The sequence below is a fragment of the Spirosoma sp. 48-14 genome, from assembly GCF_001898575.1.
In the GTDB taxonomy this organism is placed as follows: domain Bacteria; phylum Bacteroidota; class Bacteroidia; order Cytophagales; family Spirosomataceae; genus Spirosoma.
In genome coordinates this window covers 1-14,830 of record NZ_MKUD01000047.1, presented here as the reverse complement: position 1 = coordinate 14,830, position 14,830 = coordinate 1, and the positions used below count along the sequence as shown (strand labels likewise).

The 14,830-nt window shown below is 48.9% G+C and carries 11 protein-coding genes; 5 read left to right on the top strand and 6 right to left on the bottom strand.

Annotation, left to right across the window (positions count from 1 at the left end; genetic code table 11):
• Positions 1 to 6 precede the first annotated feature (6 nt).
• The 5 genes from BGO59_RS24205 to BGO59_RS24185 all read left to right on the top strand — a co-directional run bounded on the left by BGO59_RS24205 (position 7) and on the right by BGO59_RS24185 (position 6,428).
• Positions 7 to 1,428, top strand: coding sequence for a RagB/SusD family nutrient uptake outer membrane protein (locus BGO59_RS24205; protein WP_293687581.1), 1,422 nt, complete (start codon positions 7 to 9; stop codon positions 1,426 to 1,428).
• A gap of 126 nt (positions 1,429 to 1,554) precedes the next feature.
• Positions 1,555 to 2,547 (top strand): hypothetical protein, encoded by a 993-nt coding sequence (locus tag BGO59_RS24200; protein ID WP_293687579.1) that lies wholly within the window; start codon positions 1,555 to 1,557, stop codon positions 2,545 to 2,547.
• Between the two features lie 40 nt (positions 2,548 to 2,587).
• On the top strand, positions 2,588 to 3,934 hold the full coding sequence (locus tag BGO59_RS24195; protein ID WP_293687577.1) for a Gfo/Idh/MocA family protein: 1,347 nt from the start codon (positions 2,588 to 2,590) through the stop codon (positions 3,932 to 3,934).
• Positions 3,935 to 4,140: 206 nt separating this feature from the next.
• A complete protein-coding gene (locus tag BGO59_RS24190) occupies positions 4,141 to 5,043 on the top strand; it encodes an alpha/beta hydrolase (protein WP_293687575.1) in 903 nt (300 codons plus the stop codon).
• A gap of 200 nt (positions 5,044 to 5,243) precedes the next feature.
• Complete coding sequence (locus BGO59_RS24185) at positions 5,244 to 6,428, top strand: P1 family peptidase (protein WP_293687573.1); 1,185 nt, start codon at positions 5,244 to 5,246, stop codon at positions 6,426 to 6,428.
• Positions 6,429 to 6,533: 105 nt separating this feature from the next.
• Here BGO59_RS24185 and BGO59_RS24180 read toward each other — a convergent pair whose 3' ends face one another.
• The 6 genes from BGO59_RS24180 to BGO59_RS24155 all read right to left on the bottom strand — a co-directional run bounded on the left by BGO59_RS24180 (position 6,534) and on the right by BGO59_RS24155 (position 14,448).
• Entirely contained in the window at positions 6,534 to 6,977 is a 444-nt protein-coding gene (locus tag BGO59_RS24180) for a hypothetical protein (RefSeq protein WP_293687571.1), read from the bottom strand.
• A 131-nt stretch (positions 6,978 to 7,108) separates the two neighbouring features.
• Entirely contained in the window at positions 7,109 to 10,459 is a 3,351-nt protein-coding gene (locus BGO59_RS24175; protein ID WP_293687569.1) for a UTP--glucose-1-phosphate uridylyltransferase, read from the bottom strand.
• Positions 10,460 to 10,515: 56 nt separating this feature from the next.
• On the bottom strand, positions 10,516 to 11,478 hold the full coding sequence (locus BGO59_RS24170; protein ID WP_293687567.1) for a UTP--glucose-1-phosphate uridylyltransferase: 963 nt from the start codon (positions 11,476 to 11,478) through the stop codon (positions 10,516 to 10,518).
• A gap of 121 nt (positions 11,479 to 11,599) precedes the next feature.
• Positions 11,600 to 12,583 carry a lipid A deacylase LpxR family protein gene (locus BGO59_RS24165; protein WP_293687565.1) on the bottom strand — a complete coding sequence of 328 codons (984 nt, stop codon included), beginning with the start codon at positions 12,581 to 12,583 and terminating at the stop codon, positions 11,600 to 11,602.
• A 133-nt stretch (positions 12,584 to 12,716) separates the two neighbouring features.
• Positions 12,717 to 13,136 carry an EthD family reductase gene (locus tag BGO59_RS24160; RefSeq protein WP_293687563.1) on the bottom strand — a complete coding sequence of 140 codons (420 nt, stop codon included), beginning with the start codon at positions 13,134 to 13,136 and terminating at the stop codon, positions 12,717 to 12,719.
• Between the two features lie 691 nt (positions 13,137 to 13,827).
• On the bottom strand, positions 13,828 to 14,448 hold the full coding sequence (locus BGO59_RS24155; RefSeq protein ID WP_293687562.1) for a hypothetical protein: 621 nt from the start codon (positions 14,446 to 14,448) through the stop codon (positions 13,828 to 13,830).
• Positions 14,449 to 14,830: the final 382 nt, after the last annotated feature.

Sequence of the window (14,830 nt, the reverse complement as noted above, 5' to 3'; positions counted from 1 at the left end):
TTTTCTATGAAACGATTTTCATCTAGTTTACTTCTCCTACTCGCACTGGCCTCCTCGGCTTGCCAGGACGACTTTCTGGCCCTATCGCCGATTTCGTCGGCCAACATCGATAAATTCTACCAGACCCCGGCCGATTTTCAGACGGCTATTCTAGGCGCTTATTCGACCTTACAGACGGGCGGCATGTACGGAAACTGGTTTTTGTTTGCCGAAGAACGCTCCGACAACACTGAACAGGAAGACTATGCGGGCACCACACAGGTGTATGGCGATTTTGATACGTTTACCCTGCTGTCGACCAACAGTTTTATCTCCGATGCCTGGAATGCCCATTATCGGTTGATCAATCAGTGCAATACCGTGCTGAGCCGGATACCGTCGGTGAATTTTTCGGACGCTACCCAGAAAGACCAGTTGATCGGCGAAGCTAAATTTTTGCGAGCACTGGCTTATTTCAATCTGGTACGGGTGTATGGCGATGTTCCGCTGGTGACAACGGCCATTAGCGGAGCCGATGCCTATCAGGTCAATCGGAGTCCAGTGGCGGATGTGTATACCCAAATTGGAAGCGACCTGACCGATGCCAGCGCAAAACTGCCCGCAAGTTACACCGGAGCCAACGTGGGCAGAGCCACCAAAGGGGCTGCGACAACGTTGCTGGGAAAAGTGTATCTGACTCAAAAGCAATATGATAAGGCCGCCCAGACGCTGAAAACGGTGATCGATGCCGGTACGTACAGTTTACTGCCTGCCTACGCGAGTGTGTTTCTGGATGCCAACGCGCAGAATAAAGAGTCGGTTTTTGAAGTAGCCTATAAAGCCAGCAGTCAGGGCGAAGGCAGTATCTATGCCACTACTTTTTCGCCGAAACGGGGCGCTGTTTATGTCACAGGTCAGGGAAATGGGCAGGGTTACAACCGACCGACGCAGAACATGATTGCCGCCTACGAGCTGGGTGATTTGCGCAAACCTGTGTCGTTGAGTGAAACCTGGACCGATGGCAAGCAGGTCTACAATGATCCCTACGTGAAAAAGCAATTCATTACCCCCTTGGCGACGGCTTATGATGGCGATGGCAACTGGATTGTGCTGCGCTATGCGGATGTACTGCTCATGTATGCCGAAGCCCTGAACGAACAAGGACAAACCAGTCAGGCGCTGCCGTATCTCAATCAGATTCGATCTCGGGCCGGGCTTGCAGACCGCACGGGTCTGTCGCAGGCAGATGCCCGGCTCGCGCTGGAACAGGAACGTCGCGTTGAGTTAGCCTTTGAAGGACATCGCTGGTTCGACCTGGTCCGAACAGGCCGCGCCCTGACGGTGATGAAAGCGACGGGTAAAACCGTTTCGGAGCGGGATCTGCTGTTCCCGCTTCCCCAGCAGCAGATTGACATTAACCCGCTTTTAAAGCAAAACACGGGGTATTAAGACAATGAATAATGAATAATGGATAATGTAGAATGGATAAATTCAACTTGCTGGTAACCAGCGGGATTTCATTATCCATTATTCATTATCCATTGTGCATTGTGCATCGTCCATTATTTCAATCTCATGCAACCACTTCTGTTTTTGTACCTGATCGCCGGGCTATTTGCCTGGTCTGGGCCAGCGGAGCCACCCGTTAACAATCGGTTGGCGGCATTGACATCGCCGATTCTGTTTCGGGGTGACGAACACACGGCCTACCGCGATCCGTCATTCCTGTATCATCAGTATAGTCTGTACGTCTTTTTTACCCTGGTACGCATTGAGGAGGAGCATAAAATTTACTCCTATGTAGCGATGACCCGCACTAAAGACCTCCAGCAGTGGACACCCCTGCGCATCCTAACTCCCCGCGACCAACGGCTCGACTACAGCAGTCCCGGCAATGTTGTGCGGCAGGGCGACGAATGGGTATTGTGCCTGCAAACCTACCCCCGACCCGATTATACAACCGATCAGATGCCCCGGTATGCCACCCAGGATGCCCGGATTTTTACGATGCGAAGCCGGGATTTGATTCACTGGAGTAGCCCGGAGTTACTTCGGGTCAAAGGCCCTTCCGTGACAGAAAAGGACATGGGGCGAATGATTGACCCATATCTGCTGGCCGATAAAGACGAACCGGGGAAATGGTGGTGCTTTTACAAACAGAATGGCGTCAGTATGTCGAGTTCTTCTGATCTGCGTAACTGGACCTTTGTCGGCCATACGGAGTCGGGCGAAAATGCCTGTGTGTTAGTCGAAGATAACCAGTACATCCTGATGCATTCGCCGAAAAACGGGATCTGCCTAAAACGCTCAACGGATTTAAAAAACTGGCAGGACTGGGGCGGACTCATTACGCTGGGTCAGTCGGACTGGTCCTGGGCCAAGGGGCGACTCACGGCGGGTTCGGTCCTGAACCTCAAACAAATTCCTGCCTTTGGTAAATACGTGATGCTGTTCCACGGCTCCGGGCCATTGAGTGAAGAGGAGGGCGACTTCGACAAAAATGCGTCCATCGGCATTGCCTGGAGCGATGACCTGCTGACCTGGCAATGGCCCGCTCAAAACCGTTGACCAATGTCTGTACCATTCTATACAACCAAAACATATCTGAATGAAATCGAACGACCTTACCCGACGCGCTTTTTTACACCAATCCTCCCTGGCGGCCGCCAGTGTAGTTACTGCCTCATCCTTTCCCTCGCTACCCCTAAACGCGCCCAAACGTCGGGTGGCTATGGTCGGAACTGGCCACCGGGGAACCAGTATGTGGGGGACACCGGTCGTGCAGGAGTTTGGCGACATCGTTGAATTTGTCGGGCTGTGCGACAAGAACATTGGCCGGGCGAAAACAGCCCAGAAACTGATGAATGTAACCTGCCCAGTGTTTACTGATTTTGAACAAATGATGCGGGAAACCAAACCCGACCTGTTGATCGTCACCACAGTCGATGCGACCCACGATCAGTTTATCATCAAAGGCATGGAAATGGGTGCCGACATCATTACCGAAAAACCCATGACCACCGATGAAACTAAATGCCGGGCTATTCTGGAGGCCGAAAAGCGGACGGGCAAAAAAGTGACTGTCACCTTCAACTATCGGTATTCGCCCCACCGTCAGAAACTCTATGAGCTGTTGCGTGAAGGCGTCATTGGGACGATTACCTCCGTTGATTTCCACTGGTATTTAGACATTCATCATGGGGCCGATTATTTCCGACGCTGGCACCGGCTCCAGGAAAACAGCGGTTCCTTATGGGTCCACAAAGCCAGCCACCACTTCGACTTGCTGAATTGGTGGCTGGAGTCGGAACCGGAGCAGGTTTATGCGCAGGGAACGCTAGATTTTTACGGCAAAAAAGGCCCTTTCCGGGCGGAAAACTGCCGAAGCTGTTCCCACAAGAGCGACTGTAGCTTTTACTGGGACATTACGAAGGACAAACGGTTGACGGCGCTCTACATCGACAACGAGAAGTATGATGGCTACCTGCGGGATGGCTGTGTGTTTAAAGAGGATGTCAACATCGACGATAAAATGGCAGCTACCATTCAGTACGCCAATGGGGTCAATGTAAGTTATTCGCTGACCACTTATTCGCCATACGAAGGCTACCGGATTGCCTTTAACGGAACGAAGGGAAGACTGGAGGCCTGGATCAAGGAAACGGGTAAGATGCCGATTGAACCCTATGATGAACTCATGCTATCCAAAAACTTTGGCGAAGTCGAGTTCATTAAAGTGCCTCAGGCCGAGGGGCATGGTGGAGGAGACGCGCGCCTTCGGGACAAGATTTTTCGGAACCCCAACACGCCGGATGCGTTCCGCCAGACGGCCGGAAGCCGGGATGGGGCCATGGCGATCCTGGTCGGCATCTGCGCTCGAAAAAGTAAGCAAACAGGTCAGTCCGTACGTATTGAAGAAGTTTCAGGGCTGAAACCGAAAGCGATTAAAGCGTAAAGATTGTTCAATGAATAATGCACAATGAATAATGTAAAATGAACCGCACGGGCGACTCCGAATGCGTGATATTCATCTTATTATCATTGTACATTATTCATTGCGCATTATCCATTTACTTATATGATAGGTTGGTAATTGAGTAAAGCACCGCCACCTTGTGTGATTGCTTTCTTTTGTAACTACGTTTACGTTTCACGTTCAGCATGATAAAAAAGCTACTACTAAGCGGCTACTGTTGCCTGGTTGCCCTCATCAGTGTGGCCCAGCACGAAATCTCCTTGTATACCGGGCCAATCCCAAATTCGAAGCAATCGGACGTCAAGGAAATTAAACGACCCGATCAGAGTGTATCCAACGTCGTTCAGCCAACGCTCACCGTCTTCTTACCTCCTAAGAAAAAGGCCACCGGAACTGCTGTGATTGTCTGCCCCGGCGGTGGCTACGAAACGCTGGTTATGAAACGAGAAGGCTTCGACATGGCCGAAGCCTTTACCAAACTGGGCGTGGCCGCTTTTGTGATGAAATACCGGCTGCCTAATGCGAAAACCATGATCGACCCAGCCATTGGTCCGTTACAGGATGCCCAACAGGCATTGAAAATCATTCGCCAACGAGCAGCCGAATGGGGTGTCGATCCAAAGCGAATCGGGATTATGGGCTTTTCGGCGGGTGGGCATCTGGCAGCTACGGCCGGAACACATTTTCAGAAGCCAGTGATCGACAACCCGGAAGCTATAAATCTGCGCCCCGATTTTATGATCCTGATTTATCCGGTAATTAGCCTTTCGGCTGACATTGGAAGTGCCAAAAACCGCAAAAACCTGCTGGGCGAATCACCGAAACCGGAGCAAATTCAGCTCTATTCCAACGAATTGCACGTCGATAAAGCAACCCCGCCAACGTTCCTCACTCATGCGGGAGATGATTCGAAGGTACCCGTCAAAAATAGCCTGGTCTTTTATGAAGCGCTCCAGCAGAATGGTGTTCCAGCCGACCTGCATGTATATCAGAAAGGCGAACACGGCTTCGGCAAAACCCCAATGTTTGACGAATGGTTTGGGCGCATCCATCAATGGATGAAAGATGCTAGTTTGCTAACTCCCTAATCAAGATGAGATGATGCCATGGTCGGAGTAAGTTTATCTCGTTTCAATCAGTAATCGATCTGGTTTCTCCAGGGTTCACAAACTAGCAGATAACTCGTTTGAGCTTTTTAGGGAAAATCAAAAAAGAGCGTTTTTAAGATTACTCCCTTTTGTTAAATTAACTACTTTGTAAAGCGTACTCACAAGTAGTTTCTATGCAAATGAAAATCATTCTGACATATCTTCTGGTAGGTTTAACGTTGTCACTAGCCCAGGCACAGACGGCTCCTCGTGCCCGTGATCTCGGTATCCCACTCGATGGAACACCAGGGCGATACAATGCTATCACCGATGTGAAAGGCGTTGAAGTAGGTATGGTTACGCTTATTTCGGGCAATGGCAAACTGGATGTAGGAAAAGGGCCTGTTCGTACGGGCGTTACGGCCATTTTGCCGCGTGGTAAAACCTGCGATCCTGTTTTTGCAAACTGGCATACGCTCAATGGAAATGGCGAAATGACTGGTACCACCTGGATAACCGAATCCGGCTTTCTGGAAACGCCGATTCTGATTACCAACACGCATAGTGTGGGGGTAGTCCGGGATGCGACTGTAGCCTGGGAAGCCCAAAACAAGTTTTACAAGGACTTAGGTAATGATATCTGGTTTTCGTACCCACTTGTTGCCGAAACATACGATGGTATGCTAAATGATATCAATGGCTTCCACGTTAAGAAAGAACATGTGATGACTGCTCTCGATGGGGCTAAAAGCGGTTCCGTGGCGGAAGGTGCCGTTGGCGGTGGCACAGGTATGGTTTGTTTGGGCTTCAAGGGAGGGACGGGTACATCATCGAGGGTAGCAAATGGATATACCGTTGGTGTATTGGTTCAGGCTAATTTCGGGAGCCGGGCGCAATTGACCATTGCGGGTGTACCTGTGGGTAGGGCGTTGCTCGATACCTTGGCCTGGCAACTCAACGGCGAACAAATTTATGGGAAGCCGAAAGCGAAACAATCCGACGAGCGAGGTTCGATCATTGCCATTGTGGCAACCGATGCTCCTTTACTGCCACACCAGTTAAAACGCATTGCCCAACGGGTTTCGCTGGGCATTGGTAAAATGGGTGGAGTCGGCGGTAATAGTTCGGGCGATATTTTTCTGGCCTTTTCGACGGCAAACCCCGGCATATTTGATCGAAAAGCTAAGACAAAGTCGGTGGAGATGCTAACGAATGATCAAATTGACCCCTTGTTTACGGCCACCGCCCAGGCTACCGAAGAAGCTATCCTGAACGCGCTGGTAGCGGCCAAAGACATGAGAGGTATCAACGACAACTTCATTCCAGCGTTACCCCACGAAACGATCCGCAAGGTGTTAAAGCAGTATAATAGGCTGAGTAAGTAGAGGATTCTCCTGTAGTAGCTGTGGTGTCGGTTGCTGCAACCGATACAGCGAGGTTTCTCAAAACCTTGTGCGTCGGTTTAGAGAATAGCAGTCTTGATTACTACGCTACTTCGTAACCCGTTTATACTTCTCGATAATGATGTGATCGATACCCAGCTTTTCTACTTTCTCAACTCCTTTCTGAATCAGCGTGTCGTTCGAGATGTTGACAACAAACTCGAATTTGTGGTTTTCCCAAGCCTTATCGCTAAAATAGTCCAGATTTTCGGTGTATACGCTGTCTTTCAGCGTATAGCTGCCACCACCTGCCGTGAACTGATTCGTAGAATCTTTCGGTGGGTTAATGGCGTGATTGAGGAAGGCAAAATGTGTTGGATTAATAATCTTGATCATTTTGTGGGTCGGGTCGAACGTAGAAAAGCTGGAATCTTTCTCGATCGTTGTGGCCGATACCAGCTCCCAGGTCCCGATAATCGGTGAGTCAGGCTGTTTGGTGGAGCAGGCCGATAGGGTAGTGATGGCTACAAGCAATAAAGGGATAAATCTCATGTTTTGCGAGCGATGCGATGATTTATAAGAAAGCAATCGATACACAGTTTTACCCAAAATAGAACACAGATTTTTATGATGATTATGATTTACACAGATCATAATCATCATAAAAATCTGTGTTCTATTTTTTATTGAACTTCGGCCGGTTCAAACGTACAGAGCGACGCTACGTGGGCTTTACTGCCGTCGGTTACCCAGGAGTCTAACTGAGCTGGGTCTTTCATCTGCTGACCACGATAGCGAGGGACTTCGATATATCCGCATTTTACATCGGAAAGGGCCGACATATCGCTCCAGAGCTTTTCAATTTGTGCGACCGGGTAAATATCTTCCTGGCCATGTCCCCATCGGTATTTTACATCTTTGATGGTTACGTAAGTTGGCATTCGATGCGCTACACTTCGTACGGCTTTGGCCAGTTGAGCGTCGTCGCTGGTTTGCAGATCGGCACGGGTAAGGCCGAAGAGTTGGAGCAACGGATCAACCTGAATCCAGGTCGTATTGGTGTTGTAATAGCTCAGATTTAGCTCGTCCTCTTCGCGGGGCTGAGCCAGTCCTTCCAGTAGCCGAAGTTGTCCATTGACTCGGGCGAGCCCACCCCCTCGGTCTTCGATACGACGGGGTACGACTTCAAACGTAAGCGTATTTCCCGATTCAAGGTGATGGCCTAAAGCCGCTGGATTGACGTCGGCACCGAGGGTGTCGATGTTATGCAGCATGATCGTTTCTACCTGTGGCTGTTCGGCCAGTACCTTTGCCAGCACCCCATTGCGTAACAGGTTCGAAACTTCATACCAGTGGCCCAGGGGCGAGAATCGTTGTGCTGCAATATTATCGACATAATCGCTGCCTTCTCCTTTCGATTTGGCCCAGGCAATCATCGACTGACGTACTGCATCCCGAACCTTCTGTTTGTTCTCATCGAGGGTTTCCTGGGGCATATCTTCCCACAAAAACCGTAAATCGCGCTCCATCGGTACAAAACGTTGCCCAATCGAACGGCCCGGCGATAGATAAGTAGGTCCCTGATACCCGAAATTACCCGTTTGTGTTAGTTTTTTTCGGATGGGTTCGTGAGTTAGGTAACTCGTTGCTACGATGTAGGGAATCGGAGCATTATACCGTTCAGAAACTTTACGGGTTTTGGCCAGATGAATCTCCAGAAAGCTCCGGTGCACACCGTCAATTTCAACAAACGGGTTGATAGCCTTAATAACCCCGGCCCCTTTGGTCCATCGACTCCCTACGCCAGCCGCCAGGCCCATAATAGCCACCTTACCTGCTCGTATGGCCGCTTCGCCTGTCTGGACAGCTGATGTTATTGATTCGAGCGGGACAAGGTCACCCGGTAGTACGTCATCAATCGTGGTTTCGGCCGATAGTCGGTTACGCGATAGGCCAATGCGCCCCTTTTGTAGTTCTTCCCGAATTTCGTTGTGCTGAATGTAGTCGAACCCGTTTTCTTTCTTGATCTGGTCGGCTTTCTCATTTTCGACGCTTCGGTTGCCCTGTGAAGTTGGGTCCGATACCTTAAATAAGTTGCTGACGATGGTCCGTAACAATGGATACGCCAGGTTATTTTGGTCGCAGTAGGTTGTAAAGTAATCGATTTCGGCCCGGCGAACGTAGGGGATTGATTTTGGGTCTTTACGGACTAGTTCCGATACCTGAATACCGTAGTACTGTTCGGGCATCATGGCCTGGTTTCCTTCCAGAAGATTGGCCCAGGTGCCTTTGTTGTTGATACTCCAGTTGTATACGACCGGCTCCATAGCAAAGGGCAGCGAGTCGGAAAGTTCGTTTTTCGTTTTCCGAAGCATCTCCAGCACCTGTACTTTGTAGTCTTCGTAATGGGCCGGATTGACAAACATGCCCATACCCCCCCCCGACATACCGCCCAGCATCAGGAATCCATAATAATCGTCGCCGATTTGCTTCTTCGCTTTGGCAATGATCTGTTCCGTGAAATAGGTGGAGGCCCAGGGAATAATGGTTTTGATCGGGTATTCCCAGTTGCGGGCAGTATTCTGGCCCAGTTTCTTAATATCACCTTCTTTAATGGCACTCAGGATGTTATCGAAAATCTGGTTTGTTTGCTGGCGGGCATCCCATTCGTTACCACCCCGAAGCAGGTATTTCTCGGTAACCATCTCCAGAATAGGCCCAACGTTGGAGGCCATACCGCCATGCATCAATACCAATGAGTGCATGATTTTCTCCTGAATGTCGGGGTGGATGTCTTCGCCCTGCAACACCCGGTGGCGGGGTAATAATGTGCCCCGGCTGATGCCGTATTCGGGGTCACCTTCCTGGGCAAACGTACCCTGAATGGCTTTGATGCCCGGCCAAACGCCCCCCGAGTCCTGCCAGCCACCGCCCGAACCGCCGATCCATTCGCCCAGAATAGCCCGGGAGGCTACCAGACGTCGCTCATTTTCCTGCAAGCCACCTTCCAGCCGTTGCGTTTGGCAGGTAGCCCGCATTAGCAGGCTGATAATGGAGCCCAACAGGTTGGTCGATACCGCAAACCGCGAACCTTTCGGAATATCGTTGACTTTCGTGACCAGTTCAATGCCCATTCCCGGTGCCACAATCCGGGCCAGAATGTCGGCCAGCGATTGGTTGGTTCCTTCGAACGAAGGCGGAATCAGACCCGAAGCAATTACACCCGCTTTAACCAGACTCAGGTAGTCATTCCCGAAGTTGAACAGATCGTCGAGATCGTGAATGTCTTTGGTTGTGTTCAAATCGACACTAGTCAGGCGAAGAACGGGTTCAGGAATGGCCCGGACATAACAGTTCAGCGGTGGGCGAATGTCTTTGTCACGACCGAATACACCCAAGTCGATGGAAATATTGATGACACGAGCTCCTTCGGGATAGTCCATACCCAGAAAGAAAATGTCTGACCAACCGCTATGGGTTAAGTCCATCCGCACGGAGGTTTGCTCGTGCAGAATAGGGTAGAAGAGGGAGTTGTCCGGGCGTTGGAGCAGACGGGGATGAATGCGAATCGGATGCTCAGCCTGATGACCTACCCGAAACATCCACTGGTTGCCTTTGCTGGAACGGACGCTTTTACGAACCTGATCGGCCAGGGTCTGAAACGACAGTTGATGATAGCTGTCGGCTAGCGCACTTAGTAAAGTAGCGTTTGGGCCTTGTTTATCTAGTTCCTGCAAAAATGTGGCAATAGCCTGTTCGAACCGACGCGACAGCAAATCATCGAAACCAGCGTAGGGGATTTTTCCAATAGCCGGAATTTCGTTGGTTTCCATCAGGAAGAAACGAAACCCGGCATACAGGAAAAGAATGGCTCGGACTTTATCGTACAGGTTTGGAGTCGACTTTCGGAAGGCATCCAGTTCGCGCAGCGCCTTTAGTAAACTATTGGCAGATAAATTTCGGCTGAGGTCAAAAAAGGATCGATTACGAATAGCAGGATCTGTAGACGTAATGGTTTCTATAAATATATTCATGTTGATTTCGGCTAAACAGAATAGCGCTTCTTGGGATCAGTGGATTCGGCTATCGGCTAGTTAGCAGTAAGTTGTGCCTTTCGCGAATTAGCTTCGGCCAATAGTTCGACCATCGACGTCAGCGTTTCGTCGTGAGCCACTCCTGCCAGACCGAGGGCCATCTGCGCCCGTAGAAGTCCCTGCCGCCCACTTAAGTCGTATCGATTTCCCTTGACCTCGAGCGCCAGGTATTTTTCGATATGGGCCAGTTCCTGAAGGGCCGGTGTCAACGGAATGTTGGTGCCATCCTGCGCGATCTGTATTTCCAGCAGGCTGAATACTGTTGGGGTAAACACGTGCATACCGAAGAAGCATAGGTAGTAACCAACCCGCAAACCGGGTGTCTGGAGTTCAAGCTCAGCTACGCTCAGCGAGGGTTTCTCAATAAGTCGTTCAATCTGGTACACCCCATTCATGCCGGGTATATGCTTGCCCGTAAGTGTGCCATACCGACCGATCTGATGCTCGATGGTTGGGTTAACGGCCGATACAGAGCAATTTTCCTGTACAGCCAGTTCGATGAGTTGGGTAGCACACCGTTTGCTGGTCAGATTGGAGATGTACAGGTAGTCGCCGAGGAGGAGCAGAAACGGTTCATCAGCTACAAAGTCTTTGGCACAATAAACGGCGTGACCATACCCCAGCGGTTCTGGCTGCTCGGCAAAGCGGACCCGACTGATGAGGTTGTCTATTTTATCTGCTTCTTCCTGGGCCCAGTCAACGTTTTTGTAGGATTTGATCAGGTTATCACGCAGAGAAGTAAAGGCGTTGATATACCGGTCACCATCGCCTGGGGCACACACCACGCAGATTTCTTCAATACCGCTTAGGAAAGCCTCTTCGGCAATAGCCTGAATAACGGGTTTGTGCAGCCCATCGGTATCGATGATGGGCAGCATGGCTTTCTGTATTGTATCGGCAACGGGGTATAAACGTTCTCCGCGTGCAGCTGCGGTAATGACGGCTTTTCTAATTTTCATGTAGCAGATGTATTTCCAACGAAGATAGAGTAACGGCAATCACTTAACCAAGATGCGTACGTATAGATTTATTATCCGACAGGAGAGTAGACGTTTCTAAACGACTCACGTCGGGTTCATTTTAGCGGTAGGAAGTTACATTGAAAGCTACACCGATTTTTATACCACCCCAGCGATGAGGCATTCCCGTTTCGAATTCGCGGGTAAGCAACGACTGATAATATTCCAGGTAAAGTTTTTTGTATCGAAACACAGCGCCATAATTTGCCTGAAATGTAGTCCGCGTCAGTTGATCGGCCGGAATTACGTACGGGCTACTGCGGTTAAATAACCCACCTTGCAGGGTAGCATCATAGGCAACAATACTAACTAAAGGCTGGGCATAGGCATACAATTGCAAGCGCTTACTGGTCGTCGTCTGGCTAAACGGTGAATCGAATCGACCTAGTATGACCGCAACTCCTGTTTGTGCCCGATTCAGGAATGTGCCGACCTGAACCTGGGCAGTAGCGCTTACCGATAGCGCATGACGATAGGCATATAGCTGCTTTTCGTAGGTAAGGTTGTAATTCAAAATGGCATCGTTGCGAATCTGGTGCTGCCAGCCATGTGGTTCAACACCGTTGATGAGCCGATGAATAGCCGCCTGCATTTCGTAGCCAAACGCAATCGGCCCTACCATACCCGTACTGAGCAACGATGACACGCGAACCCGACGCAGTGTATCAGTGGATATGCTAAACGTTTTGACGAGAATGCACGCAGCAAACGGACGATCTCCTACCAGGATCGCATCGCTTCCAAGGGTAGTGGGCGTAAACCCAAAATGCTCCAACGACAGGCCATATTGGATCGGATTCCCTTTTAATGTAACGAGCAGTTTCGTGAGGGGATTTTTTCGGAGTGCCGGATTAACAACTTCAACATTGTAACCCTGCGTATAATATCGGTCTGTTGCCGTAAAATAGTCGTTGTCGTAGTGAAAACGGAAATAATTATCGGAGCCCATTTGCCGAAACGATGCCGTATTATCGATGCGTTGCGCCACATTTACTAGTGGGAGCAAGCATCCCAGAATAGCCAGATAGATCGTATGTTTCTGCATAATGATCTATCTACGCCCATCCTACATTATCGGATTGATTGGCCTACTAACTCACACCAGGCAACTGATTCCTTCAAGCTTCTGCTCAGCTTGAAGGAATCTTGCTTTTGGGCATTTCGATAAATCTAAAAAATCACTTGATTACCTCACTAATCAGTATCATCGGACTGACATTGGTGTACTTGGGGAAATCGGCCCGTATGGCGTTTATATTTGGGGAGATAGCCGCCTGATAGTCAGCCAGGCTCTTTACATAGAAACTTCCGATAGCCATAAAAGGTAGTGGCGAGTTGGGCGTGCCATTTGAAACACCTTTGTCTATAGTATAACGCACCAGGTTGGCCCCTAACAAACCGGCTACAAAGGGCATATGGCTTTTCTCATAATAGTCCATATCGAAGGTTTTACCTTCTGCGTAAGGATAAAAAATGGAAACTTTAATCAACCCCTTATCGCCAGCATCCGCTTTACTACTGGTTTTTGAATCGAGTTTTTGTTGGGCAAATGCTGAAAAACAGGTGCCAAGCACTAATAAGACTAGTATGAGCTTCATTTTCATAATGGTAGTTTGAAATTGTCCTACGCGAAGCTACTAAAATGCAACGAAAATCGGCCTTGCCCAGCCGAATGTAATGGGTAGGATCGCTGATCCGCTTTTGTATTATGAAAAGCAGTCTACCTAACGGCCACAAAGGCTAACGGTTGTGTTTTCGAATTTTAATTGTCTGATTGTGGGGGCACCAGAAAGTTGAGCCCTAGGCTGACGATGAATACTAGCAAACCCAACATGAAATACACCATATTATCCATTAGTCTAAATTTAACGTATTCAAATTAACTCTGTCGCAAACCTTGACTTGTCGGAATGGTTGACCCGTCAGTCGAAACTTGAGTAGCGAGCTAAAAGCGCATCGTCAATGAGAGGTTTCACCTGCCATACCAGAATCGGAACCCAGGCTTTTTTGTTTGGCTAATTCATCCAACACCCCGAGTGTTAATGGCGAATTAGCTACGCAAAACAACCAATGTTGCTCTGACCTTTACTCCATTATTTAGATGTATTATTGAACTTTAATTATCTGATAGTCAGGATTATTTAAAAAGGCAATCTAACAGTTCTTCTGGATTCGTTCGCCCGCGAATTCGGTGACTGTCGGATTGAGTACTCTACCTTCGAGAGATGGTTTCTTATCAGCGGAAGTCAACCCATGCGGAGCGAACCAATTATGCCTGACATCCAAGAATTACATTTTCATTTTTACTCCTTTGGGTAAAGTGAATTCAGAATCATCTAATTTCTTTGGTTCCACTTTGACAGCTTCAGATTTCCAAGTGTATTGTGGATTTTCTATGATGAACGCCAAAGGTAATGCTCCATTAGAGGCTTGTAGGTAATCTATCCAATTGCCGAACTTATGCTTTGAAAACGTCTCAATGTTCACTTTCATTGATTCATCGTAGTAGTACGTTGTTTTGGATGAATTGCCTGTCAGCACAACGCCCTTGCATTTACGCCCCAAAACATCAAATGTACCTTCTAATGTTTCAACTTTGGTAATCTTACCTGATTCGGTGCTGCCATCAAAACTTTGAGCAGTATTGTTACCGTCAACGCTGTAATATTTGTTCTCATCACTTCGATAGAGCTGCATTGTTATCATCTGTCCGTTCATCAAAGATTTGTAATGCTTAGCATTGATGTAATAATCTTGCTCGGTTCCCATCATTTTTGCTGCCGACGCCGTGATGTCCTGACCATTAGGCAAAAAGAAACTGTTCTTGTAGAGGATACGCCCCTCAAAGTATTGGGCGATAGCATTAAAATTCAAAAAACTAAGGATAGTCAGGTAAACCAACTGTTTCATATATGCTTGTTTAATGTGCACTAAATTTACCTTATTGGGGTGTTCAAACTGTCAAACGCCACCCGCCGAACGAGCCTAAATCGTTCTATCGCGGGACGTGCCACTTGTCGCATACGAGTCCACGGCTACGTGATTGGCTTTTTTGTCCACCCAACACCCACAGGGATTGATGGTGGGCGCAAAACTCAACTAAACAACCGTACCTGAACCTTTACACCGCACCGGCGGTCCGGCCCTGTTTGGATGTACGCATGCTCTTTAATATACTGATAATCAGCCAGCTTGAAAAGTACTCATCAGGCCCAATTCTACTCCGGTGATGCCAAATTTAACCAGCTTTTTCTTGATCTGGCGAATCTGTAGCTGTTTCACTTGCGCTACG

Excerpts from the sequence above, each read along its gene's own strand:
- BGO59_RS24165 (WP_293687565.1), bottom strand. The coding sequence starts at position 12,583 with ATGCAGAAACATACGATCTATCTGGCTATTCTGGGATGCTTGCTCCCA.
- BGO59_RS24175 (WP_293687569.1), bottom strand. The coding sequence starts at position 10,459 with ATGAATATATTTATAGAAACCATTACGTCTACAGATCCTGCTATTCGT.
- BGO59_RS24160 (WP_293687563.1), bottom strand. The coding sequence starts at position 13,136 with ATGAAGCTCATACTAGTCTTATTAGTGCTTGGCACCTGTTTTTCAGCA.
- BGO59_RS24185 (WP_293687573.1), top strand. The coding sequence starts at position 5,244 with ATGAAAATCATTCTGACATATCTTCTGGTAGGTTTAACGTTGTCACTA.
- BGO59_RS24200 (WP_293687579.1), top strand. The coding sequence starts at position 1,555 with ATGCAACCACTTCTGTTTTTGTACCTGATCGCCGGGCTATTTGCCTGG.
- BGO59_RS24190 (WP_293687575.1), top strand. The coding sequence starts at position 4,141 with ATGATAAAAAAGCTACTACTAAGCGGCTACTGTTGCCTGGTTGCCCTC.
- BGO59_RS24170 (WP_293687567.1), bottom strand. The coding sequence starts at position 11,478 with ATGAAAATTAGAAAAGCCGTCATTACCGCAGCTGCACGCGGAGAACGT.
- BGO59_RS24205 (WP_293687581.1), top strand. The coding sequence starts at position 7 with ATGAAACGATTTTCATCTAGTTTACTTCTCCTACTCGCACTGGCCTCC.
- BGO59_RS24195 (WP_293687577.1), top strand. The coding sequence starts at position 2,588 with ATGAAATCGAACGACCTTACCCGACGCGCTTTTTTACACCAATCCTCC.
- BGO59_RS24155 (WP_293687562.1), bottom strand. The coding sequence starts at position 14,448 with ATGAAACAGTTGGTTTACCTGACTATCCTTAGTTTTTTGAATTTTAAT.
- BGO59_RS24180 (WP_293687571.1), bottom strand. The coding sequence starts at position 6,977 with ATGAGATTTATCCCTTTATTGCTTGTAGCCATCACTACCCTATCGGCC.